Here is a 24,549-nt window from a genome sequence, read left to right as displayed (position 1 = left end):
GCTAATACGTCGCTGAAATGGCCGGTCGTAAACGATACCGGCCATTTTTTTATGCGCTGATAACTGATTGTCTATTGAGCTAATGGACAATTTGCGGCATAAACAGGGTTCCGTATACAGACAGGTGTGGAAAAACCGGATGAAATTTCTCGGGAAAGTGCTGCTAACGTTATTACTGCTACTGGTGCTGTCTATTGTGCTGTGCTACGTACTGCTCCAGACTCGGTGGGCTGCCAGTTGGCTAAGCCATTGGATCAGTGATAACAGCGAATATCGCCTCTCTCTGGGGGAAATAGATCACTCGTGGTCGCAACCTGGGCAAATTAGTTTTACTGATGTCTCGCTGGGCCGGGCCAACCAACCCCCTTTCCTGATAACCCAACAGGCAGTATTGGGGCTAAGTTGGCGACAACTGACCGAACCTCGTCATTTTCTTAGCCTCAATTTGCAAAATGGTAGCTTAACTCTCAATAACAGCGCCTCACCATTACCCCTGCAGGCTGATACCTTGAGGCTGACCAACATGGCGCTGAATACCACAATTGCGCCACAAAATACGGCGGGCCAGTGGAAAGTGGCAGGCCAGCAAGTCAATGGTGGACTCATTCCCTGGCAACCATTGCCGGGTAATAGCCTGGGTGAAAATGCCCAATTCCAGTTTAGTGCTGGCTCGCTGACGATTAATGGCATTACAGCCCAAAAACTGTATCTGCAAGGTGCAATCCAGAAAAACGCCCTGACTTTGAGTAATTTCGGGGCTGACCTCGCACTCGGGGAACTGACGGGCAATGCCAGCCAATCCGCTGATGGCAGTTGGATGGTTGACCGTCTGCGCTTGAGTAATATTCGCCTGCAAACAGCAGCAACTTTAGAAGACGTCTGGAATACATTTTTACAACTGCCGCCCATCACACTAAAGCGCTTTGATTTAATTGATGCACGAGTTGAAGGGGAAAACTGGGCATTTAATGACTTAGACCTGACACTTAAAAATATTACATTTAAGCAAGGTGACTGGCAAAGTGATGATGGCGAATTATCCCTTAATGCCGGTGACATTATTAAAGGTAATATTCATCTGATTGACCCGATAGCCACATTTACCTTATCACCAGCCGGGATAGCCATTAATCAATTCTCCACTCGCTGGCAGGATGGGCTGTTAAGAACTCAGGGCCACTGGGCGCGTGATACCCAGCATCTACAGCTTGACGAGCTGACACTGGTGGCTCTGGTTTATACCCTCCCCTCCGATTGGAAACAGCAATGGCAGCAAACTCTGCCAAGCTGGTTGTCCGAGGTTTATATCAGTAAGTTGAGTGCTAACCGTAATTTATTGATTGATATTAGCCCGGAATTTCCTTTCCAAATTACATCGCTGGATGCCGCTGGGACTAATTTACTGCTCGCCAAAAATCATCAATGGGGAGTGTGGTCAGGCTCATTAATGTTGAATGCCGGAAATGCGACCTTTAATAAAAATGATGTCCGCCGTCCATCATTAGCATTGAGCGCTAATGAGCAACAAATTACGTTTAGTGATATCAGCGCCTTCACCAGCGAAGGGTTGTTGGAAGCCACTGCCACTATTGACCAAACCCCGGCCCGGGCCTTATCCCTTGACCTGACCGGCCGCTCCGTTGACCTTAATATCTTACAAAACTGGGGATGGCCAGCATTACCGCTGCAAGGGTTGGGGAATCTGAAATTACAGATAAAAGGAAGTTTGGCAGCAGATAAGCCATTGAAACCCACCATTAATGGCTCTCTACAAGCCACAGACAGCCATGGGCAGCAAGTTAATCAAACGATGCAACATGGCGAAGTGCACGGCGTAACTGGCCAATAAGGAGCTATATCGCGCCAATCAGGTGGTAACAGTGACATTGAACACAAATCGCCGGTGACTCACATTACCGGCGTAAGCAATTCCTCTACATAAGAATAAGAGGAAAAGATTTAGCATATTTAAGGAAACTTTTGGGTACATAATTATTTATTAGGTAATGCCAATAATTTACTAACCCTATGACTCTCATATATAATACGCAACTGATTATATTTTACTCCCCCAAGGTTCTGAATCTCTGCACCCAAAATATTATAAGTATTTCCAGCAAGTCCTTTAAAATTTTATCCATTATATTCTCCAGTTAAATTTTACTTTCCTTATGTTAATGGGAACGAACCTGAATACTCAAAAAAGCTCTGTGGGATGTAATTATTAATTTTATTCTCATAACAATACTCTATTACTTGTCGCTTACTGGTAACTCCCGTTTTATTGTATATTTTTTGGATAATGTTACAGACGGTTCTAGATGACAAGTGAAGTTTCTCAGCAATTTCGACACTTGAGAATGAATGTATAACATAAAATAGTACCTCCCATTCCCGTTTTGAAAAGAGGTCAGATGGCGGAGTAAAAATCAGTGATTTTGGCACTTTTATCTTATTTAAATGCGTTAATATTATATCTTCCACTGGCCTACCATGACAAATAACTCCTCGAGAAATTCCGTTTTCATCTATCAGTGGATACTTATCCACAAAGTATGGCTGAAAATACGAACGCCCATCCCATGCATGTATTTCAACCGATGTTATACGGTCTTGCAATAACTCAACCTTACGATCATGCTCCTGAAATTCAAGTTGGAACTCTGATATTGGCGTAGGAAGCTCGCCATCTAATCGCCCTTCCATACTATAATTACTAGGCAATGCTAATAACCTATGCAATCTATTATTTGCATAAACATATCTTGAGTTGCTGTCTTTTACTCCCCAAGGTTCAGTACTATGCTCCCAAAACCTTATTAGCATTTTAAGTGAGTTTAATAATGAACTTTCCATATTTTCCTCTTAATTTTTCAATTAGACAAGTGGGAAAGATCCAGAGCATTCGAAGAAACTTTGCGGAACATAATTATTAATTTTGTTCTCATAACAATAATCGATCATCTGCCGCTTATTAGAAACATCAGATTTTCTATAAATACTTTGAATTATGTTATCCACAGTTCTTGGTGATAAGTGAAGTTTTTTAGAAATCTCAGCACTTGAAAATGAATGTAAAATATAAAACAGCACTTCCCATTCTCTTTTTGAGAAAAAATCAGAGGGCGGCGTAAAGATAAGTGTCGTTGGGATTTTTATCTTACTCAAACGAGACAATATTGTATCAGTAACAGGTCTGCTATGAAAAATAATACCTTGAGAAATACCATTCTCATCTATTAGTGGATATTTATCACAGAAGTATGGTGTGAAATATGAATGACCATCATATAGCTGTATATCAACGGATGTAACTCGATCCTGTAATAATTCAACCTTACGGTCGTGAGTTTGAAACTCCTTCTGAAATTCTGCTGCTGGTGTTGGAATCTCGCCATCTAAACGGCCTTCCAAGCAATATTGATCCGATATATTAAATAGCTTATTAACTCTACGGTTTGCATAAACAAACCTTGATTGGTTATCTTTCACCCCCCAAGGTTCTGAGCTCCCTCCCCAAAATCTTATTAATATTTCAATTTGTTTTAATAAATTTTTGTCCATTATATTCTTCTCCTATATTTAATTTTTCCTTATCTTTCTAATAATGCTACAGCCGCTATAGTCAATAAATCTACTAGGCCATATCTCTTGTGGCGTAATGCCAATGGCTTCAGCAATAATCATTTCCCCTTTTGGCCAAGGCCGCGTTAGCGCATTAGAAAGTGTGCCAGGCGATAGCCCGCTTTCTCTTGATAATGCAGAGAGAGAACCTTTCTTTTTACGTATTGCAGCCAGAATTTCTTGTCTGTGCCAGTCTTTTTTCATTTTATTTACTCCTATATATTATCAATAATAAGGAATATAATAACCATTAAAATTTAGCCATTAATATAGTCTCGAATTTAACAATGACTATTACGTCATTAGATAACGATAATTTCCTGTCGTCCAGTGTATTATTTACTCTATTTACACAAATGGTTTTACAGGAAATTTATAAGGAATTCATGTGAATACATTTCGTAAAAATTGCTTATTTTTAATTTAGTCTAATACGAAAATAAATATCAAGTGGATGTTATATCTTGGGGCTGAGCATTATTTTGATAAAAAATACAGTGACAGATAAAACTAAATACCCGCTCACTTGTTATTAATGAGCGGACAAGATAAAAATTAGTTAACACCATCATTCCCAGCATCGACGGGCAGAACCATATAAGTTCCAGAAAATACCGCACCAGCATCTTCATCACCGAATAAATTGACGTCTAATTGTACCCGAGCACGGCGACCACGCGCCAACCTATCCAAATCACCACTGAGTGAGCTTAACTCGGCAACGGCTCTTGGTCGCCCGGTAACCGGTGCGCTGTAGCGAATATGGGCATCAGCAAGAATTATTGTGCCGCCTAAATGGCGCTCACGGAGTAATAGCCAAATCAGCCCCCAGCCCGTCAGCGTCGCTAATGAAAAAAGGCTGCCAGCAAATAAGGTATGGTGAGGATTTTGATTACCCGCTTCTGGCATCGTGGTCACAAAGCGCTGCCCCGTATATTGGCTGATACGCACCCCCATTTTTTCGCTAAGGGGGATATGGTCATACCAAGCTTGCTGCAACTGACCACACCAATCAGGGCGATGCAGAATATCATCCATGGTCACAACCGGCTTAATCATTAAAAAGTGACGAACAGGTGTGGTCTGCGGGGCGGTAATTTCTCCCTGACTAACAAAGCCTAATTTAGCGAAGAAGTCGACGGCATCTTCGCGGGCGCTACACACCACCCGCTTTACCCCTTCTTGGCGCGCGACAGACTCTAGCGTCATCGCCACTAACGTTCCTAACCCTTTGGCCCGCACTGAAGGGTCTACCGCCAAAAAACGAATTGCAGCCTCATTATCAGCATTGATATATAAACGGCCAATCGCGACAGGTTTGCCTTGCTCATCCACCACCATTTGGTGATGCGCCATCGCGTCATAAGCATCTTTTTCAGAACCTATCGGTTGATGCAGCGGCTTGCGTAACATTTCCCAACGGAATTGATAATAATCTTTAAGTTCTTGTTCTGTTGTGGGCACGCGCAAGTGATACATAGCAGCATTCTCTCGTTAAAATTATCAATGAAATCTGTGTCATAACCCTCAGCTTCGGGTGATATCCCTGTCTCTATACTTGCAACCAGAACGTCACGGGGCCGTCGTTTACCAAGCTAACTTTCATATCTGCTGCAAATAATCCCGTTTCAGTTTTTACACCACGCTCGCGGCACTGAGCAACAAAATACTGATAAAGCCTATCCGCTTCTGCCGGAATAGCCCCACGGGAAAAACTCGGTCTCATGCCCTTGTGGGTATCGGCAACTAACGTAAATTGTGAAACCACCAGCACGCTTCCCCCCGCCTGCTGGACATTGAGGTTCATTTTGTCGTTTTCATCACCAAAAATTCGATACCCGAGCACCTTTTCGCATAACCGTTGTGCTTTCTGCTCAGTATCTTCTTGCTCTACACCGAGCAATATCAACAATCCAGGGCCAATTTCACCCACAACTTTGCCATCAACCACGACATTGGCGCTGAGCGCCCGTTGAATTAACGCAATCATAATGCCTTACATCTCCTGACTCTGGCTCTGCTCTATATTTGTGCCATGGCGTTGTGCACGATATTCCCCCAAAGTGACCGTAATTTCCGCGCCCAGCAATACAATGCACCAGCTCCAGTAAACCCAGAGGAATAAAATAGGGATAACCGCCAATACTCCGTAAATCAACTGGTAAGACGGAAACAGCGTGATATACATTGTGAATCCTTTCTTGCCCAACTCAAACAGCAGGGCGGCAACCAGCGCGCCAATAACCGCATCTCGCGCCGGCACCCTAACCGTCGGTACCACACTGTACAATAACCAAAACGAAACCCAAGAAATCAGCAACGGGAATAGCCGCAGAGTTTCGTCAATCATACTGTCAACTTGGGCATTGGCCAGCCACTGCAATGACAGCAGATATGAACTAATCACCATACTGGCCCCGACGAGAATCGGCCCCAATGTCAGCACCATCCAGTAAACAGCAAATGAAAATACCAGTGAGCGGTGAACTTTACTGCGCCAGATAATATTGAGCACGCTATCGACCGAGTAAATCAGCAGTAGCGCTGTAACAATCAAGCCGCATGTCCCTATAACCGTCATACGGTTTGAGTTCGCGACAAATTGCTCAAGATAATTTTGAATAATATCGCCCGTTGCAGGCATAAAATTGGCGAATATGAAGGCTTTCAATTTTATGCTGATATCGGCAAACATCGGAAAAGCAGCAAACAGGGCAAAAATCACCGTGATTAAAGGCACCAGAGAAAGCAATGATACATAGGCCAAATGCCCGGCCAGCATTGTTAACCCATCTTTATCTATTCGGGCACAGAGCATACGCCCGAACGTAATGCTGGGTTTTAAAGGTGCAAGTGAACGAAAACGTAGAAAACTCGCCATGTTTATCTCTCAGTCAAGACGGGTGGTTCGGCTTTGTTATGGGCCAGCGTTATGCTTAAGGCTAACCCATTAACACCTGAAGTTAGAAATTATCAGGAAAAATAAGCAGGAATAATCTTTCGGTCGGTGACGTGAATGCCGGTAATGCCTTCTATTCTGGCCGCAACTATATTTGCCTCAACATCATCAAAGAACACAGCTTGCTCCGCTGGAATATTTTCCGCACTCAGCACATGTTGATAAATCCTGGCTTCAGGTTTGCGCATTCCCAAATCCTGAGACAGATACATATGGTCAGCAGCGGCAGCGACTTCAGGATAATGCTGTGGCCAGTAGTAGCAATGCAGGCGATTGGTATTAGATAGCACCACCACCCGATGCCCCTCAGCCCGTAATTTTTGCATGATCGCGATGACTTCTGGCCGCAAAGCAACAAATACCGCCTGCCAACCTTCAGCAAACTGCTCAAAACTCAGTGATAGCCCCATTTCATCACTGAGTTGGCGGGCAAAATCCTCATCACTGATTTCACCGCGCTCATGCTGCTGGAAAACCTCTCCCATCGTAAAGCGCTCACTCAATGTCGCTAACGGAACACTGCTTAATTTACTCCAGACGCCCAACACGCGTTTGAAATCGATATCAACAATCACATTCCCTAGATCAAAGATATACAGCATGGCGCTCTCCCAATTAGATGGTGAGTTTTACTGTAACGGGAAAAAAGAATACTGAACAGAGAGAGGGGGAAAAAGGAGAGGTCAGTCAGGAAAAATAATATTTTTACCGGAGGTAATTATAACAAACAGATTTCAAGTTGCAGGAAGGCGGCAAAAGAGAGAGACCCGATGAGCTTACTCGAGTAAGTGATTCGGGTGAACGAAAGCAGCCAACACATCTGCGGCTTGAAAGATGAGAACTCAGGGCGCTTTTCGCGCCCTAAGTATCAGTAGAGCTAAGAAGAATTAACCTTCTTTAGACCCACGACCTGCGCGCTTACGATCGTTTTCCGTCAGGTGACGCTTACGGATACGGATCGATTGCGGGGTAACTTCAACCAATTCATCGTCATCAATGAATTCCAGAGCCTGTTCCAGAGTTTTCTTCAGGAAAGGAACCAGAGTGGTTGCTTCGTCAGTACCCGATGCACGCATGTTGGTCAGCTGCTTACCGGTCAAACAGTTTACCGTCAGGTCGTTAGAACGTGAGTGAATACCAATGATTTGGCCTTCATACACTTCAGTACCATGACCAATAAACAGCTTGCCGCGGTCTTGCAGTTTGTACAATGCGAACGCAACAGCTTTGCCCTGACCGTTAGAGATCAGTACGCCGTTTTGACGTTGGCCGATATCACCTGGACGCACATCATCATAGTGACTGAATGTGGAGTACAGCAGGCCGGTACCTGAAGTCATGGTCATGAATTCAGTACGGAAGCCAATCAGACCACGGCTTGGGATCATGTAATCCAGACGAATACGACCTTTGCCGTCCGGTACCATGTCCTTCACATCGCCTTTACGCTCACCCATGGCTTGCATGACTGCGCCCTGGTGCTGCTCTTCGATATCCAGAGTTACGCTTTCAAATGGTTCTTGATTGCGGCCGTCGATAACACGGTTGATAACTTTAGGACGAGATACAGCCAGCTCGAAACCTTCGCGGCGCATGTTTTCGATCAGAACCGACAGGTGAAGCTCACCGCGGCCTGATACACGGAATGCGTCAGCATCTTCAGTTTCTTCAACACGCAGTGCGACGTTATGAATCAGCTCTTTGTTCAAGCGGTCAAGAATCTGACGTGAAGTCACATACTTACCTTCTTTGCCGCAGAACGGAGAGGTGTTAACGCAGAAATACATGGTCACGGTAGGTTCATCAACAGACAGCGCTGGCAATGCTTCAACAGCATTAACGTCACAGATGGTGTCAGAGATGTTCAACTCGCCCAGACCGGTGATAGCAACGATATCGCCCGCTTCCGCTACGGCAGCTTCGATACGTTCCAGACCCATGTGAGTCAGAACCTTACCGACTTTACCGTTACGCGTTTTGCCTTCGCTATCAATGATAGTGACTTGCTGGTTTGGCTTAACTTTACCGCGTTTGATACGACCGATGCCGATAACACCAACATAGTTGTTGTAATCCAGCTGAGAGATCTGCATCTGGAATGGCGCTTCAAGCTCAACTTGTGGTGCAGACACATGGTCAACGATAGCTTGATACAGCGGAGTCATGTCTTCCGCCATATTGTTGTGGTCTTCGCCCGCAATACCCATCAATGCAGAAGCATAAATGATTGGGAAGTCCAATTGTTCGTCAGTTGCATCCAGGTTGACGAACAGGTCGAAGACCTGATCCACAACCCAGTCAGGGCGTGCGCCCGGACGATCAACTTTGTTGATTACCACGATTGGTTTCAGACCATTAGCAAAAGCTTTTTTGGTCACGAAACGGGTCTGCGGCATCGGGCCATCCATTGCGTCGACGACCAGCAGCACAGAGTCAACCATAGACATTACACGCTCAACCTCACCGCCGAAATCGGCGTGTCCTGGGGTATCCACGATGTTGATGCGGTAGTCTTTCCAATTAATGGCGGTATTTTTTGCGAGGATGGTTATCCCACGCTCTTTCTCCAAATCGTTGGAGTCCATTACACGTTCAGTTGCTTCAGTACGTTCACCGAAAGTACCAGATTGTTGTAGCAACTTATCAACCAGGGTAGTTTTCCCATGGTCAACGTGCGCAATAATGGCGATGTTACGCAGATTCTCGATCACAGCTTTTTTGCCTCAGGCATTTAGAAATAGCGCGCTATTGTACACGTATTAAGCGAGGGACTAAACAAGATCACAAACTTCTCTTATAAACAACCTAACGGCGGTTAGTTTGTGATCCCTTTCACGGTGCAAAAATAGCCTCTCAGCCCTTTTCTGCACCAATACAGTGCCCAATGACGCAAATGAAGCACCAAAATAGTGCAATATAACTATCCTGGTGCATACTGATTATCAGCAGACCCCTATGATATGGCATAACCGGGGGATTTGGAAAGTTGGCATAGATTTCGCAATGTATTTTAGCATGAATAGCCAGCACGAATAACCGTCCGAAATAAAAAGTGACAAGTTTGCTGTTTTGACTGATACACACTTGCAGGTAAAAGGTTTTTGAAACGACTGTTTGTTGCCACAAGAAGTTTTTACCGGCAAAAATGCCAGAGCACCATAAATCGCAGTAATACACGGTAATCGTTCCACGACGACGACTATGACAAATCCGGGAGATATAAGTATGTCCGCTGAACATGTTTTGACGATGCTGAATGAGCACGAAGTGAAATTCGTTGATTTGCGCTTCACCGATACTAAAGGGAAAGAACAGCACATCACTATTCCGGCTCATCAGGTCAACGCTGACTTCTTCGAAGAAGGCAAAATGTTTGATGGCTCCTCGATTGGTGGCTGGAAAGGCATTAACGAATCCGACATGGTACTGATGCCAGACGCCAGCACCGCTGTTATGGACCCGTTCTTCGAAGATTCCACACTGATTATCCGTTGTGACATTCTTGAGCCAGGCACTCTACAAGGTTATGACCGCGACCCACGTTCTATCTCCAAACGCGCAGAAGAATTCCTGAAATCTTCAGGTATTGCGGATACCGTGTTGTTCGGGCCTGAACCAGAATTCTTCCTGTTCGACGATGTGCGTTTTGGTAGCAGCATCCGTGGTTCTCATGTAGCTATCGATGATATCGAAGGCGCATGGAACTCCAGCACCAAATACGAAGGCGGCAACAAAGGTCACCGTCCAGCAGTCAAAGGCGGTTACTTCCCAGTTCCTCCGGTCGATTCTTCACAAGATCTGCGCTCTACCATGTGTTTAACCATGGAAGAAATGGGTCTGGTGGTTGAAGCGCATCACCATGAAGTGGCAACAGCGGGTCAGAACGAAGTGGCTACTCGCTTCAATACCATGACCAAAAAAGCTGACGAAATTCAGATTTATAAATACGTAGTGCACAACGTGGCACACGCATTTGGTAAAACGGCGACATTTATGCCGAAACCAATGTTCGGTGATAACGGCTCAGGCATGCACTGCCATATGTCTTTGTCCAAGAACGGCACCAACCTGTTCGCGGGTGACAAATACGCTGGCCTGTCTGAAGTCGCGCTGTTCTACATCGGCGGTATTATCAAACACGCAAAAGCCATTAACGCCTTGGCTAACCCAACGACTAACTCCTACAAACGTTTGGTTCCAGGCTATGAAGCCCCAGTAATGTTGGCTTACTCAGCCCGTAACCGCTCAGCTTCTATCCGTATCCCTGTGGTTGCCAGCCCGAAAGCCCGCCGTATTGAAGCGCGCTTCCCAGATCCAGCGGCTAACCCATACCTGTGCTTCGCCGCACTGCTGATGGCTGGCCTTGATGGCATCATCAACAAAATTCACCCAGGTGATGCGATGGACAAAAACTTGTATGACTTGCCACCGGAAGAAGAGGCTGAAATTCCAAAAGTTGCCGGTTCACTGGACGAAGCAATGGCGGCATTGAACGAAGATCGCGAGTTCCTGACCCGTGGTGGCGTGTTCACTGACGATGCTATCGATGCTTACATCGAACTGCGTAAAGAAGAAATGGACCGCGTTCGTATGACTCCGCACCCAGTTGAGTTCGAACTGTACTACAGCGTTTAATTTTAATTAGTTTTTTTGTTGCCGTGGAAACTTTTAGCCCATCTCACGATGGGCTTTTTTCTCCACTTTTCATTTTCGTCATAATTCCTCTGGCTCAGTTGCGACTGAACCGATAGGATTAATGCACCAAAAGTGTGCAGGAGTCTGCGTAATGGCAACAGGCACGCTGCCCGATGCTGGGCAGATCCTTAATTCTCTCATTAATAGTATTCTGCTATTAGATGATGATTTGGCTATTCATTATGCCAATCCCGCAGCCCAGCAACTTCTGGCGCAAAGCTCCCGTAAACTTTTTGGTACACCTCTGCCAGATTTATTAGGCTATTTTTCCCTCAATATCGACTTGATGCGGGAAAGCCTGAACACAGGCCAAGGTTTTACCGATAATGAAGTGACATTAGTGGTTGATGGCCGCGCGCATATTTTATCGCTGACCGCACAGTCACTGCCTGAAGGTTTTATATTGCTGGAAATGGCGCCGATGGATAATCAACGCCGGTTAAGCCAAGAGCAATTGCAGCATGCACAACAAGTTGCCGCCCGGGATTTGGTGCGCGGCTTAGCTCACGAGATTAAGAACCCGTTAGGCGGTTTACGGGGTGCCGCACAATTATTGGCAAAAGCCTTACCCGACCCGGCATTGCTGGAATATACCAAAGTGATTATTGAGCAAGCTGACCGCTTACGTAATTTGGTCGACCGCTTATTAGGCCCACAGCGGCCCGGTCAGCATGTTACTCAAAGTATTCATCAGGTTGCTGAACGCGTTTGTCAGCTAGTCTCACTGGAGAAACCGGATAACGTGACGTTAATCCGTGACTATGACCCAAGTTTGCCGGAGTTAGCGCATGATCCCGACCAAATTGAGCAAGTGCTGCTGAATATTACCCGCAATGCATTACAAGCTTTAGGTCAGGCTGGCGGCACCATCACATTGCGTACCCGCACCGCATTTCAGATAACGCTACATGGCGTGCGCTACCGTTTGGCCGCGCGCATTGATATTGAAGACGATGGCCCAGGCGTGCCAACGCAATTACAAGATACCGTGTTCTACCCGATGGTCAGTGGTCGTGAGGGAGGGACTGGCCTTGGCCTGTCGATTGCCCGCAGTCTTATTGATCAACATTCGGGTAAAATTGAACTTAACAGTTGGCCAGGACATACCGAATTCTCGGTTTACCTGCCTATTCGCCAGTGAGGTTTCTATGCAACGAGGGATAGTCTGGATCGTCGATGACGATAGCTCCATCCGCTGGGTGCTTGAGCGCGCACTGACTGGAGCGGGCCTAAACTGTGCAACATTCGATACCGGCAATCAGGTGTTAGATGCGCTGGCCACACAAACCCCGGATGTGCTGTTATCCGATATCCGTATGCCCGGCATGGACGGATTGGCGCTGCTAAAACAGATTAAGCAACGTCACCCCATGCTCCCGGTCATCATAATGACGGCACATTCTGATTTAGACGCGGCAGTAAGTGCTTATCAACAAGGGGCATTTGATTATCTGCCCAAACCTTTTGATATTGATGAAGCCGTCGCACTGGTTGAACGGGCTATCAGCCATTATCAGGAACAGCAACAACCTGCTCGCACCCAGCCCGCCAGTGGCCCAACGGCTGATATCATTGGCGAAGCACCGGCGATGCAAGATGTGTTCCGCATCATTGGCCGCTTGTCTCGCTCCTCTATCAGTGTGCTGATTAACGGTGAGTCGGGCACGGGTAAAGAGCTGGTGGCCCATGCATTACATCGCCATAGCCCCCGGGGCAAAGCTCCCTTTATTGCACTGAACATGGCCGCAATTCCGAAAGATTTAATTGAGTCCGAGCTGTTCGGCCACGAAAAAGGGGCCTTTACTGGTGCCAATCAAGTCCGCCAAGGGCGTTTTGAACAAGCCGATGGCGGCACACTGTTTTTAGATGAAATCGGTGATATGCCGCTGGATGTGCAGACCCGCCTGTTGCGCGTCTTGGCTGATGGTCAGTTTTATCGAGTTGGCGGTTATGCACCGGTCAAAGTGGATGTGCGTATCATTGCCGCCACCCATCAAAATCTGGAGCTTCGTGTTCAAGAGGGTAAATTCCGTGAGGATTTATTCCATCGTTTGAATGTGATTCGAGTACATTTACCCCCGCTGCGTGAGCGCCGTGAGGATATTCCCCGCCTGGCTCGCTACTTCTTACAAGTGGCCGCCAAAGAGTTGGGTGTGGAAGCCAAGAATTTGCATCCTGAAACAGAAGTCGCACTGACGCGCCTGCCTTGGCCGGGGAACGTGCGCCAACTGGAGAACACCTGCCGCTGGCTGACTGTTATGGCTGCTGGGCAGGAAGTGCTTATTCAGGACTTACCCTCTGAGTTGTTCGAGACCAGTACACCGGAAGCTTCCGGTCAACGCATGCCGGACAATTGGTCAACATTGCTGGCGCAATGGGCTGATCGCGCACTGCGCTCCGGTCATCAGGATTTGCTGTCGGAAGCACAACCAGAAATGGAACGAACACTATTAACCACGGCATTACGCCACACCCAAGGCCATAAGCAGGAAGCAGCACGCCTGTTGGGTTGGGGGCGAAATACGTTAACGCGTAAGCTGAAAGAGTTGGGAATGGAGTAATTTTGTTTGAATATCACCCTCATCGCTGAGGGTGATATCATCAGATAACGCGGGAGAATTGCTGTCTGCGCGCCTGTTTTCGTAAATAAATATCAAAACACATACAGATATTGCGAATGAGTAAACGCCCACGCGGCGTCACACGAATACCTTTGTCATCGCGCTCCACCAGCCCATCTTGTTCAAATGGCGTCAGCAGCGCAAAATCTTCGGCAAAATAATCCGCAAAACGAATACCATAATGCTGTTCAATCGGCTGATAACTGATTTGGAAATTACAAATCAGTGTTTTAATGACGTCGCGGCGTAAGCAGTCATCTTCGGTCATGGTCAGGCCACGCCACAATGCATTGCCACGCTGTTCGACCACGGAATAATAGGTTTTTAACTCTTTTTCGTTCTGAGCATAACTGTCACCCAGCATACTAATCGCCGACACCCCCAACCCAAGCAAATCACTCTCACCTTGGGTGGTGTAGCCCTGGAAATTACGATGCAATTTCCCCTCCCGCTGGGCAATAGCTAACTCATCATCTGGCCGGGCAAAGTGATCCATACCAATAAACTGGTAGCCGGATTCAGTTAAGAAACTGATGGTGTGCTGTAAAATATCCAGCCGCTGCTCAGCACTGGGTAAGTCCGCATCTTTAATTTTGCGCTGCGCGGCAAACAAGCTCGGTAAATGGGCATAATTGAAGACACTCAGGCGGTCAGGGCTGAGTTCAGCCACTCGTTTGAGCGTAAAGGCAAAACTTTCTGGCGTCTGTTTTGGCAAGCCATAAATCAAATCAATATTGGTGGAGTTAAAACCCAGGGCCTTGGCACGAGCAATGAGCGCAAAGATAAAATCTTCATCTTGCTCACGGTTAACCAGCCGTTGAACTTCTTTATTGAAGTCCTGCACCCCCATGCTCAGGCGGTTAAAGCCTTCAGCACGCAGGTGGTCGAGTACATCTAGCTCAATTTCACGTGGATCAACTTCAATTGATTGCTCCGCACCTGGCAGAAAATCAAAATTCTCACGCAACAGATTCATTAAATGAGTGATTTGGGTTTTATTCAGATAGGTTGGCGTGCCGCCGCCCCAGTGCATCTGGCTAACCTGACGCCCGGCGAACAGATCCGCCCGCTGGCGAATCTCTTTTTCCAAGACTGTAAGATATTCATCAGCTTTATGTTGCTGCCGCGTCACCAGCTTATTACAACCGCAGAAGTAACAAAGTTTGTGGCAAAACGGGATATGCACATACAGCGACAAAGGGCGCTGCGGATAACGTTTCACCGCCTGCTGAAAAGCAGATTCATTATAATCTTCACTAAATTCAAGCGCAGTGGGGTACGAAGTGTAACGCGGCCCTGAATAATTATATTTTTGAATCAGGGACAGATCCCAAACTATAGCGTGCTCAGACATGTTCATTCCTTCCGATATTTTCGCTTACCGGGCCGGTTAGGGGGCAGATGTTTCCGTTGTCTGGCCGCAGTAGCGCTGCGCAATCGTGACCTACGTTGCGACAGCCGCCATAGTTTACCCAATAACCACAATAGATAACATGTAAGTAGTAGGGCTATTATCGGGATCACCCACTTCATACTTTAAAATGCGTCTTTTGGATTACCGCTCTTCAGTAGTTTTAGAATATCTTCCGGCTTTTCTTCGCGCTCTTCGTCATCTTCATCGTCGCCCAATTCAATACCTAATTGCTCCATCAGGGCATCGATACGGTCTAACGTCAGATCAACATAAGCCTGGTCTTCTTTGCTCAAGACTTCATCGTTATCGAGCCGGTCCAGCAATGCATCTAAGCGCTCGTCGTTTTCCAGCTTAGTCAGCTCTTCTTCCGGTGTCAGGCGTGGCTTGGCTTCGACTTTGGCCGCAGGCTTAGTGGCGGGCTTAGCTTTTACCTTGCTCTCGACCACCAGCGATACCGGCACTTTGCTGCCAATGCGCGGATCTTTCTCTTGCGTTTGAGTTTGGCCCTTTTTATTACTGCCTTCCACATTGGTTCTCGCACCTGAGCGATTTCCGCTGTGTTTCTTCTGACGTTTACGCTCGCGTGCTTCAAGATCAAGCTCTACACGGGTCTTTTTATGACGCTTTGGCTTTGCGGTGCCTTTCGAGGCCGCACTATCAGCGCGTGGTGCTTTATTTGGTTGCTTCATAACCTGTGCTCTTAAATGGGTAAATGAGTATGGGATCGGACTTAGTATACCCGTCATCATCCAAGTTGCAGTGTGTTAGCTACGTTCAGGCCGCAATAGCATTCCTGCATCTTCAAATCTATTAGGTATAAGATTGGGCCGGAATCTAGCAGAAAGAAGAGAAAGAAAAAAGGCGGCAGATTAACCTGTCGCCTTTTTTCGCACCTTCTGCGGAAGGGTATCCTTACAGCGCACTCCTTGCACTTACATAACGTCCTGGTTTCTCCCTCCTGCAATTTGCCTTCCTTGCCATCCCTTCAACCCTGAAGGTGACTCACCCGGCACTCCGACCTGTGTCCATAAACATCCCTTTATATAAGCTCCCTATATCATCCCTGGCTCACAGTATATCCATTACATTCCTTAAGCATAGGCCACTCTTCCTAAGTGATTAAGCTCCTTGCCAGCACATCCCGCACTGTGAAAAATAAAAAATCTATTTGTTTTCATTAAAAAAATAATCATAAAAACAAATTAACTGCGATAAGTGTAGCCTATTTTTAATGAAGTTTTTCTTAACAATCATTCAATGATAAGCGATTGGTTTTTCCTACAATGACCACCAACTCACAAAAATTATAATTTCATAGAAAAAGAGCAGTGTGGCCCGCAAACTTCAGATCAACAGCCAGTCACGAGGGGACAAAAGATAAACCCCCTTTTTTCGCCCTGATGCAGTTATAATCGCTGCATGTAAGCTATCTCTCACGGAGACAACAAATTTTGACTATCAGAAATTATAACTATCACATGACTCACTTCGTCATCAGTGCTCCGGATATTCGCCATCTGCCACGTGACGAAGGTATTGAAGTGGCGTTTGCAGGCCGCTCAAATGCCGGTAAATCGAGTGCTCTCAATACATTAACCAACCAAAAAAGCCTGGCCAGAACCAGTAAAACTCCGGGCCGAACTCAGCTGATTAACTTATTTGAAGTGGTTGAGGGTGTCCGTCTGGTCGACTTACCGGGATACGGCTATGCCGAAGTCCCCGAAGAGATGAAACTCAAGTGGCAGCGCGCATTGGGGGAATATTTACAGAAACGTAACTGCCTGAAAGGATTAGTGGTGTTGATGGATATTCGTCATCCGTTAAAAGATTTAGACCAGCAGATGATTACATGGGCCGTCGCCGTCGGCACCCCGGTTCTGCTATTGCTGACCAAAGCAGATAAACTGGCATCAGGCGCTCGCAAAGCCCAACTGAACATGGTGCGGGAAGCAATCATTCCATTTATGGGTGATATTCAGGTTGAAGCTTTCTCATCATTGAAAAAGATTGGCGTTGATAAATTACGTGAAAAACTGGATACCTGGTTCAGCGAGATCCCGCCGGAAGTGATAATTGATGATTATGACGATGCAGGTGAGTAATTAATCGCTAACAGCAGCCCGCAAGGGCTGTTACCCCGACGGGTATTCATATCGCACTGAACACCTTCTTGGCAATATTATGCACGCCAAGGTACACATCCAAACTCTATTTTTATCGCGGCTATCTGGCGGTTTCTCTCCCAATTCGCGGAAAATGCTAACAAAACGCCATAAAAAACGCCCCAGTCAATAAATGACTGGGGCGGCTAATATACAGCCAAATCCGATTACGTGAAGTAAAAGGTCTGAAAGATAGAACATCTTACCTCTGTACCCTACATCTGTAACTCTACAGCATTTTTTCGCAGGGCAAAAGAATTTTTTGTTGTATAGTTACATAAATTGGCACGATTCAGCGCATATCATCGCCGCATTATCGGCCCTAAATGTAGCTTAATTACATAAAGTGCTTTATTTATCACCACTTACCCATACAACTAATGAGCTTGATCCCAGTTATAACCCACACCGACATCAACCTTTAATGGCACGGCCAATTGCATACTTTGTTCCATCAGCCCGCGAATTTTCTGCTCGGCACTTTCTAATACACTTTCATGCACTTCAAATACCAATTCATCATGTACCTGCATGATTACCCGCACCAAAGGCTCAGGTTCTTGCTGTAACCACGTGTCTACTGCAATCATTGCGCGCTTAATAATATCAGCCGCAGTCCCTTGCATCGGCGCATTGATGGCCTCGCGTTCAGCAGCTTTACGGCGATTTGCATTCCGTGAGTGAATGTCTGGCAGATAGAGGCGACGGCCATCCAGGGTGGTGACATAACCTTGATCAGCGGCTTGCTTACGTGTGCGCTCCATATATTCCAGCACGCCAGGGTAGCGCTCAAAGTAGAGATCCATATAGCGCTGTGCTTCCCCGCGCGGAATATTCAATTGTCGCGCTAAACCGAATGCGCTCATGCCATAAATCAAACCAAAGTTAATCGCCTTAGCACTGCGGCGCTGTTCATTCGTGACGTTTTCCAGAGGCAAACCAAAGACTTCTGCCGCTGTGGCGCGGTGGATATCCTTGCCGGCAGCAAATGCAGCCAACAGCCCTTTATCCTGCGATAAATGGGCCATAATGCGCAGCTCAATCTGTGAATAGTCCGCCGCCATAATGCGATAACCTTCTGGCGCAATAAAAGCCTGGCGTATACGACGCCCTTCTTCATTTCGCACCGGAATATTTTGCAGGTTAGGATCTCGGGAAGATAAACGCCCGGTCGCCGTGACGGCCTGATGATAAGAAGTATGAACTCGTCCAGAAACAGGATTAATCATCAACGGCAATTTATCGGTATAAGTGCTTTTCAGCTTGGCCAAGCCACGATATTCAAGAATGACTTTCGGCAAAGGGTAATCCAACGCCAACTCTGCCAGCACCTCTTCATTGGTTGAAGCGGCACCGCCTGGGGTTTTCTTCAAAATAGGCAATTTTTGTTTTTCATACAAAATAACCTGTAATTGCTTAGGTGAGGCGAGATTAAATGGCTCCTCCGCCAATTCATGCGCCTGTTTTTCCAACTCATCAAGGCGAATAGTCAGTTCTTTGGAATGGGCCGCCAATATATTCTGGTCAATCAGCACCCCAGTGCGCTCAATGCGAGACAAAATCGGCAGTAAAGGCATCTCAATTTCTTGGAAAACCCGCTTTAGGCCTTCACTTTGCTGTAGCTTCGGCCACAGCACCAAATGCAATTGTAAGGTGACATCTGCGTCTTCTGCCGCATAAGGGCCAGCTTGTTCCAACGCAATTTGGTTGAAAGTCAGCTGGTTTTTACCTTTACCGGCGATCTCTTCAAAAGTAATGGTTTTATGATTGAGATAGCGCTCGGCCAAGCTATCCATATCGTGTCGACCGGCTACACTGTCTAAAACATAAGATTCCAGCATGGTATCGAAAGCAATACCGCGCAGTTCAATGCCGTAACGCGCCAGCATGCTTTGGTCAAACTTAAGATTCTGCCCAACTTTTAGGGCCTTATCATCTTCCAGTAAGGGTTTAAGCTGGGCCAAAACCCAATCCCTATCGAGCTGTACAGGTGCATCCAGATAATCATGCGCTAATGGTAAATAAGCGGCTTCACCCGGCGCTACAGCAAAAGAGAGGCCGATTAAATTGCTGCTGAGCGTATCAAGGCCGTCAGTTTCAGTATCAAAAGCGAAAACTTCCGCATTTTTAAGCCGCTCAATCCACGCGTTTAAAGTGGCGTCATCCAAGATAGTTTGATAATTATCTTGTGATAATACAGCCATGACTTCCGCCGCCGCTGCCGGTTCTACGGCGGCAAAAGATTTATTATTCGTCTGCGCCATCGGCCGGTCTTTTTTACCATCCAGCCATTTGCCAGCTTCGACATCCGCCAGCCAGCGCTTAAATTCATAACGACTGAATAATTGATGCAGCTGCTCATCATCCGGTGCTGAGACTTTCAGTTCATCACAAGTAACATCCAGCTCAACATCCGTTTTAATCGTGGCGAGTTTATAGGAGAGGTAGGCAACATCTTTATTCTGCTCTAATTTGGCAGACATTGTTTTGGCACCGCGGAAGCTTAGCGTGGCAATTTTATCCAAATTACTAAATAGCGCATCCAATCCGCCCAAACCTTGCAATAAAGCCTGCGCCGTCTTCTCGCCAACCCCCGGTACGCCCGGAATATTATCTGAGGAATCCCCCATTAACGCGAGAAAATCAATAATCAGCTCGGGGGGAACGCCATATTTTTCGCACACTTCCTGTGGCCCTAAAATAGCATTATTCATTGTATTAATAAGAGTGATATTTGGCGTAACTAATTGCGCCATGTCTTTATCACCAGTACTAATTAATACTGCATGACCCGCCTTTTCCGCTTCTTGTGCCAAAGTACCGATAACATCATCAGCCTCAACACCGGAAACCGCCAATAAAGGCAACCCCATCGCCTTAACCATCTGGTGCAGCGGCTCAATTTGGGCGCGTAAATCATCTGGCATCGGGGGGCGGTGAGACTTATATTCCGCGAAAAGCTCATCACGGAATGTTTTGCCTTTGGCATCAAAAACGACGGCCACATGGCTTGGCCGATATTGCAACAACAGACTGCGCAACATGTTCAACACGCCATACATTGCCCCCGTTGGCTCACCGCTGCCGTTGGTTAACGGTGGGAAGGCATGGTATGCACGATAGAGGTAAGAGGAACCGTCAACAAGGATCAATGGGTTTTCTGCAATCTGGGCCATAGCGTTTCTTCATCTTTATTCAGCAAAGTCTGACGCTAAGAATGCCATAGCTGGCCGCAAGAGACGAATCTTAGCGTCCATTCTTGTGCGAAACAGAGCATTTTTATACTGTGATCTTAAAGATCTGGCTTGTGGATAACTTTGTGAATAAAAGCATGAGCAGATTATATCTTTCTGCTTATTTTTTATAGCTTAATATTTTAAATTATTAAAATCAGTTGGTTATGATTATCTTTTTCTTATTTGGCTGTCATCTTTCCTTTATCTAATTTGTGGATATTACTTATTCAGTTACTCTCGTAAGGTCAGTAAACTTTACTTAAGATAAATTGACTGATACTTAATTTTTATTACTTCACACAAACTCATTTTATCTTTTTAACACTAAGAATATGGGAGCTTACCTATCACTGAAATAGATGAATCAATCAAAAAAAACACCAAAACAAGTAAAGGTCGGCATTCCGTAAAATGACTATCACACTAGAAAATATGATATTTTCAGTACATAGAAAGAAATAGATTGGCAATGAGCAGATATTGGCGAAGTGAAAGAGGGGCTAATAAAATCTCGCCCCTCTTTTTATACTATTATTTCTGAGTCAGTAGGAACTTAACGACATCCGCATACTGTTTAACATAGTTATCCATTGAGCTGGTATCCATGCCGTCGTTTTTAATCATATATTTGCCATTAACAAACATCGCGGGTACACCACGTAATTGCAAATCTTCAGCGGCTTTTTGCTGCTGAACAACCAGTGATTTAACCACAAAGCTATTTAATGCTGCGTCATAATCTTCGCCACTCACACCCGCTTTAATGAAAACGTTACGGATGTCATCAGGAGTTTGTACAGTTTGTGTTTTCTGTACCCCCTCAAACATCAGTGGCGTGATTTTCTCCTCAACCCCTAATGCCATAGCAACAGCCCAAGCTTGAGTCAGTTGCTTACCCAATGGGCCAAGGAATTCAACATGATAACGGGTCATTTTAGTCCCCTCAGGCAGTGCTTTCTTTACCGTCTGAGGAACATGATAAATTTCTTCAAACTGGTAGCAGTGAGGGCAATAGAAAGAGAAAAACTCTAAAACCTGAGGCTCACCAGTAACCGGCTTGTTTAATGTTTGGTACTGGGTACCATCAGTGAATTGTGCCGCCGATGCACTGAATGCCATCACCATGCCAACGAGTGCTAACCATACATTTTTCATACTATAACAATCTCCATTATCTTAGCTTTAGTACATTGGCATCAGCTGCAAAGGGGGTGCCTGCAACAGCTTAACCTGTTCTGTGAATAATACAGTCTGCTGCAACCAGAAGTCAGACTCCGCCATCCACGGAAAACTTTTAGGAAATGCAGGATCCTGCCAACGTCTGGCGACCCATGCAAGGTAATAAACCATCCGCATCGCGCGTAACGGTTCAATGAGTGCAAGTTCACGTTGGTCAAAATCTGCAAACTCACCATATGCCTCTAGCAAGATATCTAACTGAATTAATTGCTCATGCCGCTCACCATGTAACAACATCCAAAGATCCTGAACCGCCGGGCCATTTCGAGCATCATCCAAATCAACAAATATCGGCCCATCACGCCACAAAATATTACCTGGGTGGCAATCACCGTGTAACCGTAAGGGTTGCCAGTCAGAGTGCCAATACTGCTTGATGGTGCTTATCAGTAAGTCGGTTGCTGCCAAGAACTTATCTCGCTGTTTTGCTGGCACCAACTCACTGTTGGCCAATAACTGACGCGGTTCAGTCAGATACTCCTCAAGGCCGATTGTTGAGCGGGCAACAAAAAGAGAGTCACTGCCTACCTGATGGATTCGGCCTAAATAACGCCCCACCCACTCTAATTGGTCAAGGTTATCAATTTCATACTGACGCCCGCCCACACTCGGAAAAACGGTAAAGAAAAAGCCACCATGAGTATGTAAGGTGTGCCCGTTTAGCTGCAATGGGGCTATCACCGGGATCTCGGACTCAGCCAAATCAAGCGAAAACTGATGCTCCTCCAGAATTTGCTCACGGCTCCAGCGCTCAGGGCGATAGAACTTCACCACGTATCGTTTACTGTCTTCGTCCATAAACTGATAAACGCGGTTCTCGTAACTATTAAGCGCAGTTAATCCTGAATCTACCCGCAACCCAACCCCTTCAAGGGCATCCATAATCAGGTCAGGCGATAATGTCTGAAAATTAAAAGCAGAGCTGTTCATAACCACATTCAGTCTATGTAAGTGACAGCGGCGCGCTGAGAATAAGAAATAGTATCATTACCGGCCCCCTCTGCGCAGGCAGGAACATGACTAATCTTTAATAATGCCACGCGCGCGCAATATGGCCGTTTTAAAATCGTCTTCATAATCTTTTTTCAGACCAGGGATCACTTCGGTCGATGCTGAACCGCGCATTTTTAGATGATAAATAAGAATATCGTCGGTTAGCTCTGAGAGTTCACCTTCAAAGCCCGCCTCATCTGACAATTTTTGTAAAAACTGCACCAGATTTAAATCGGGCTCTTGCTGCCAGGCTGGATGTAGAAGCTCAATCAGTTCATTAACACGATGGCATTTCATAGCAAATTTATCCTATTTAAAAATATGCTGACAAAGTAGCAGGGATATTCTCACAGGGAAAGAGAGCCTATTGTCAATAAAAGTAAATCCTGACCAATCCACCTATTTAAAGATACAATTCGTCAGTCAATCGAATACAGCGGAGTGATGGAAATGCAGCCCAATATTACTGGTGTTATTCTTGCTGGCGGCCGTTCTTCCCGAATGGGAGGTCATGATAAAGGGCTTATTTCTCTGCACGATAACCCCTTGTTTCAATATGTCATTGATAGATTAAAACCTCAGGTTAACTATCTCCTTATTAATGCTAATCGTCATCAAGATATCTATCAAGAAAGTGGAATCCCTGTCATTAGCGATATCATTACCGGATTTCTAGGACCATTAGCGGGTATGCATGCGGGCTTGAGCTATTCAGCTACGGAATGGGTTGTATTTGCTCCCTGCGATGTTCCAGCACTTCCTGGCAATTTAGTGTCCCAACTTTGGCAAGGCAAGCGCCAAGCGCTAGCGGCTTATGCTCACGATGGCGAGCGGGCACACCCAACATTTGCGCTAATGCACATTAGCCTGAAAGCACGCTTGGCGGAATATCTCGCAAACGGTGATCGCAAGCTGATGATATTTATGGAGAGTATTAACGCGCAGCCGGTAATATTCAACGAACAAAGCGACCAATTCAGTAACCTAAATACCCCAGCAGACTGTCATTTATGGGAACAGAGTCAAGGGAGGGGACTATGAGCCAAAAAAAACCACCACTATTAGGCATTGCCGCATACAGTGGTACAGGAAAAACCACATTACTCAAAAACGTGATTCCTTTATTACAACAGCGCCAAATCCGGGTCGGTCTGATAAAACATACCCATCACAATATGGAAATTGACACGCCGGGCAAGGATAGTTACGAATTACGTAAGGCTGGCGCGCACCAGACCCTCGTAGCCAGCGATTGTCGCTGGGCGTTGATGACAGAAACCCCGGAACAAAAACCGTTGGACCTGCACTATCTCGCCAGCAGGTTGGATACCACAACCATAGATATAATTTTGGTTGAGGGTTTTAAGCATGAGCCAATCAATAAAATTGCCCTTTATCGAGAAGCCGTGGGAAAGCCTTACGCGGGTTTAATTGATAAGTATGTTATTGCGTTAGCGAGCGATAAACCAATAGATGCCACCGTGAAACAACTAGATATTAATCAACCAGAACAGATTGCGGACTTTATTTGTCATTGGCTTGAAACTGACTCATCAGAACCATAAAAACGAAAAAGGCCACCCATAGGGTAGCCTTATCTTTGACT

General features: G+C 46.0%; 21 protein-coding genes and 1 pseudogene. 7 read left to right on the top strand and 15 right to left on the bottom strand.

The window, feature by feature from the left end:
- The first annotated feature begins 139 nt into the window (after nt 1-139).
- Nucleotides 140-1,849: an AsmA family protein gene (locus tag D5F51_RS00215; RefSeq protein WP_129195294.1), complete on the top strand. Its 1,710-nt coding sequence runs from the start codon at nt 140-142 to the stop codon at nt 1,847-1,849.
- Between the two features lie 320 nt (nt 1,850-2,169).
- Here D5F51_RS00215 and D5F51_RS00210 read toward each other — a convergent pair whose 3' ends face one another.
- From D5F51_RS00210 to typA, 8 genes are all read right to left on the bottom strand, one after another.
- A complete protein-coding gene (locus D5F51_RS00210; protein ID WP_025380043.1) occupies nt 2,170-2,856 on the bottom strand; it encodes a helix-turn-helix transcriptional regulator in 687 nt (228 codons plus the stop codon).
- Between the two features lie 21 nt (nt 2,857-2,877).
- Complete coding sequence (locus D5F51_RS00205) at nt 2,878-3,564, bottom strand: helix-turn-helix transcriptional regulator (RefSeq protein ID WP_129195293.1); 687 nt, start codon at nt 3,562-3,564, stop codon at nt 2,878-2,880.
- An 18-nt stretch (nt 3,565-3,582) separates the two neighbouring features.
- Nucleotides 3,583-3,828, bottom strand: coding sequence for a helix-turn-helix domain-containing protein (locus D5F51_RS00200; protein ID WP_129195292.1), 246 nt, complete (start codon nt 3,826-3,828; stop codon nt 3,583-3,585).
- 351 nt (nt 3,829-4,179) lie between these two features.
- On the bottom strand, nt 4,180-5,103 hold the full coding sequence (gene fabY / locus D5F51_RS00195; protein ID WP_025380046.1) for a fatty acid biosynthesis protein FabY: 924 nt from the start codon (nt 5,101-5,103) through the stop codon (nt 4,180-4,182).
- Between the two features lie 73 nt (nt 5,104-5,176).
- Nucleotides 5,177-5,614, bottom strand: a complete 438-nt coding sequence (dtd, locus tag D5F51_RS00190) for a D-aminoacyl-tRNA deacylase (protein ID WP_129195291.1) — start codon at nt 5,612-5,614, stop codon at nt 5,177-5,179.
- Nucleotides 5,615-5,620: 6 nt separating this feature from the next.
- On the bottom strand, nt 5,621-6,505 hold the full coding sequence (locus D5F51_RS00185; RefSeq protein WP_025380048.1) for a virulence factor BrkB family protein: 885 nt from the start codon (nt 6,503-6,505) through the stop codon (nt 5,621-5,623).
- Between the two features lie 92 nt (nt 6,506-6,597).
- On the bottom strand, nt 6,598-7,185 hold the full coding sequence (gene yihX, locus D5F51_RS00180) for a glucose-1-phosphatase (protein ID WP_025380049.1): 588 nt from the start codon (nt 7,183-7,185) through the stop codon (nt 6,598-6,600).
- A gap of 285 nt (nt 7,186-7,470) precedes the next feature.
- Nucleotides 7,471-9,294: a ribosome-dependent GTPase TypA gene (gene typA, locus D5F51_RS00175; protein WP_025380050.1), complete on the bottom strand. Its 1,824-nt coding sequence runs from the start codon at nt 9,292-9,294 to the stop codon at nt 7,471-7,473.
- Nucleotides 9,295-9,808: 514 nt separating this feature from the next.
- Here typA and glnA point away from each other — a divergent pair.
- The 3 genes from glnA (at nt 9,809) to glnG (ending at nt 13,839) form a co-directional block, all read left to right on the top strand.
- Nucleotides 9,809-11,218, top strand: coding sequence for a glutamate--ammonia ligase (gene glnA / locus D5F51_RS00170; RefSeq protein ID WP_025380052.1), 1,410 nt, complete (start codon nt 9,809-9,811; stop codon nt 11,216-11,218).
- A gap of 151 nt (nt 11,219-11,369) precedes the next feature.
- The gene (glnL, locus tag D5F51_RS00165) at nt 11,370-12,419 is read left to right on the top strand and encodes a nitrogen regulation protein NR(II) (RefSeq protein ID WP_129195290.1); all 1,050 of its coding nucleotides are present in this window, start codon (nt 11,370-11,372) and stop codon (nt 12,417-12,419) included.
- A 7-nt stretch (nt 12,420-12,426) separates the two neighbouring features.
- Nucleotides 12,427-13,839 carry a nitrogen regulation protein NR(I) gene (glnG, locus tag D5F51_RS00160; RefSeq protein ID WP_025380054.1) on the top strand — a complete coding sequence of 471 codons (1,413 nt, stop codon included), beginning with the start codon at nt 12,427-12,429 and terminating at the stop codon, nt 13,837-13,839.
- A gap of 40 nt (nt 13,840-13,879) precedes the next feature.
- On the opposite strand, the gene hemN is transcribed toward glnG, so the two are convergent.
- Both hemN and yihI read right to left on the bottom strand, forming a co-directional pair.
- Nucleotides 13,880-15,253, bottom strand: a complete 1,374-nt coding sequence (gene hemN / locus D5F51_RS00155; RefSeq protein WP_129195289.1) for an oxygen-independent coproporphyrinogen III oxidase — start codon at nt 15,251-15,253, stop codon at nt 13,880-13,882.
- 182 nt (nt 15,254-15,435) lie between these two features.
- A complete protein-coding gene (yihI, locus tag D5F51_RS00145) occupies nt 15,436-16,002 on the bottom strand; it encodes a Der GTPase-activating protein YihI (RefSeq protein WP_025380056.1) in 567 nt (188 codons plus the stop codon).
- Between the two features lie 762 nt (nt 16,003-16,764).
- On the opposite strand from yihI, the gene yihA reads away from it, so the two are divergent.
- Nucleotides 16,765-17,415, top strand: coding sequence for a ribosome biogenesis GTP-binding protein YihA/YsxC (gene yihA / locus D5F51_RS00140; RefSeq protein ID WP_025380057.1), 651 nt, complete (start codon nt 16,765-16,767; stop codon nt 17,413-17,415).
- A gap of 216 nt (nt 17,416-17,631) precedes the next feature.
- Here yihA and spfP read toward each other — a convergent pair.
- From spfP to D5F51_RS00120, 5 genes and pseudogenes are all read right to left on the bottom strand, one after another.
- Nucleotides 17,632-17,676 (bottom strand): annotated as a pseudogene (spfP, locus tag D5F51_RS23035) (small protein SpfP); the annotation flags it as partial.
- Between the two features lie 176 nt (nt 17,677-17,852).
- Nucleotides 17,853-20,651, bottom strand: coding sequence for a DNA polymerase I (gene polA, locus D5F51_RS00135; protein ID WP_129195288.1), 2,799 nt, complete (start codon nt 20,649-20,651; stop codon nt 17,853-17,855).
- Nucleotides 20,652-21,242: 591 nt separating this feature from the next.
- Complete coding sequence (gene dsbA, locus D5F51_RS00130) at nt 21,243-21,866, bottom strand: thiol:disulfide interchange protein DsbA (protein ID WP_025380059.1); 624 nt, start codon at nt 21,864-21,866, stop codon at nt 21,243-21,245.
- A 27-nt stretch (nt 21,867-21,893) separates the two neighbouring features.
- The gene (locus D5F51_RS00125; RefSeq protein ID WP_129195287.1) at nt 21,894-22,880 is read right to left on the bottom strand and encodes a serine/threonine protein kinase; all 987 of its coding nucleotides are present in this window, start codon (nt 22,878-22,880) and stop codon (nt 21,894-21,896) included.
- Between the two features lie 90 nt (nt 22,881-22,970).
- The gene (locus D5F51_RS00120; protein WP_025380061.1) at nt 22,971-23,240 is read right to left on the bottom strand and encodes a YihD family protein; all 270 of its coding nucleotides are present in this window, start codon (nt 23,238-23,240) and stop codon (nt 22,971-22,973) included.
- 153 nt (nt 23,241-23,393) lie between these two features.
- On the opposite strand from D5F51_RS00120, the gene mobA reads away from it, so the two are divergent.
- Nucleotides 23,394-23,984: a molybdenum cofactor guanylyltransferase MobA gene (gene mobA, locus D5F51_RS00115; RefSeq protein ID WP_162301654.1), complete on the top strand. Its 591-nt coding sequence runs from the start codon at nt 23,394-23,396 to the stop codon at nt 23,982-23,984.
- On the top strand, nt 23,981-24,508 hold the full coding sequence (gene mobB / locus D5F51_RS00110; RefSeq protein ID WP_129195285.1) for a molybdopterin-guanine dinucleotide biosynthesis protein MobB: 528 nt from the start codon (nt 23,981-23,983) through the stop codon (nt 24,506-24,508). The genes mobA and mobB overlap by 4 nt, the downstream gene beginning before the upstream one ends.
- Nucleotides 24,509-24,549 lie beyond the last annotated feature (41 nt).

The sequence above is a fragment of the Yersinia hibernica genome (genome assembly GCF_004124235.1).
Lineage (GTDB): Bacteria > Pseudomonadota > Gammaproteobacteria > Enterobacterales > Enterobacteriaceae > Yersinia > Yersinia hibernica.
This window is presented reverse-complemented; position numbering and strand designations above follow the sequence as displayed.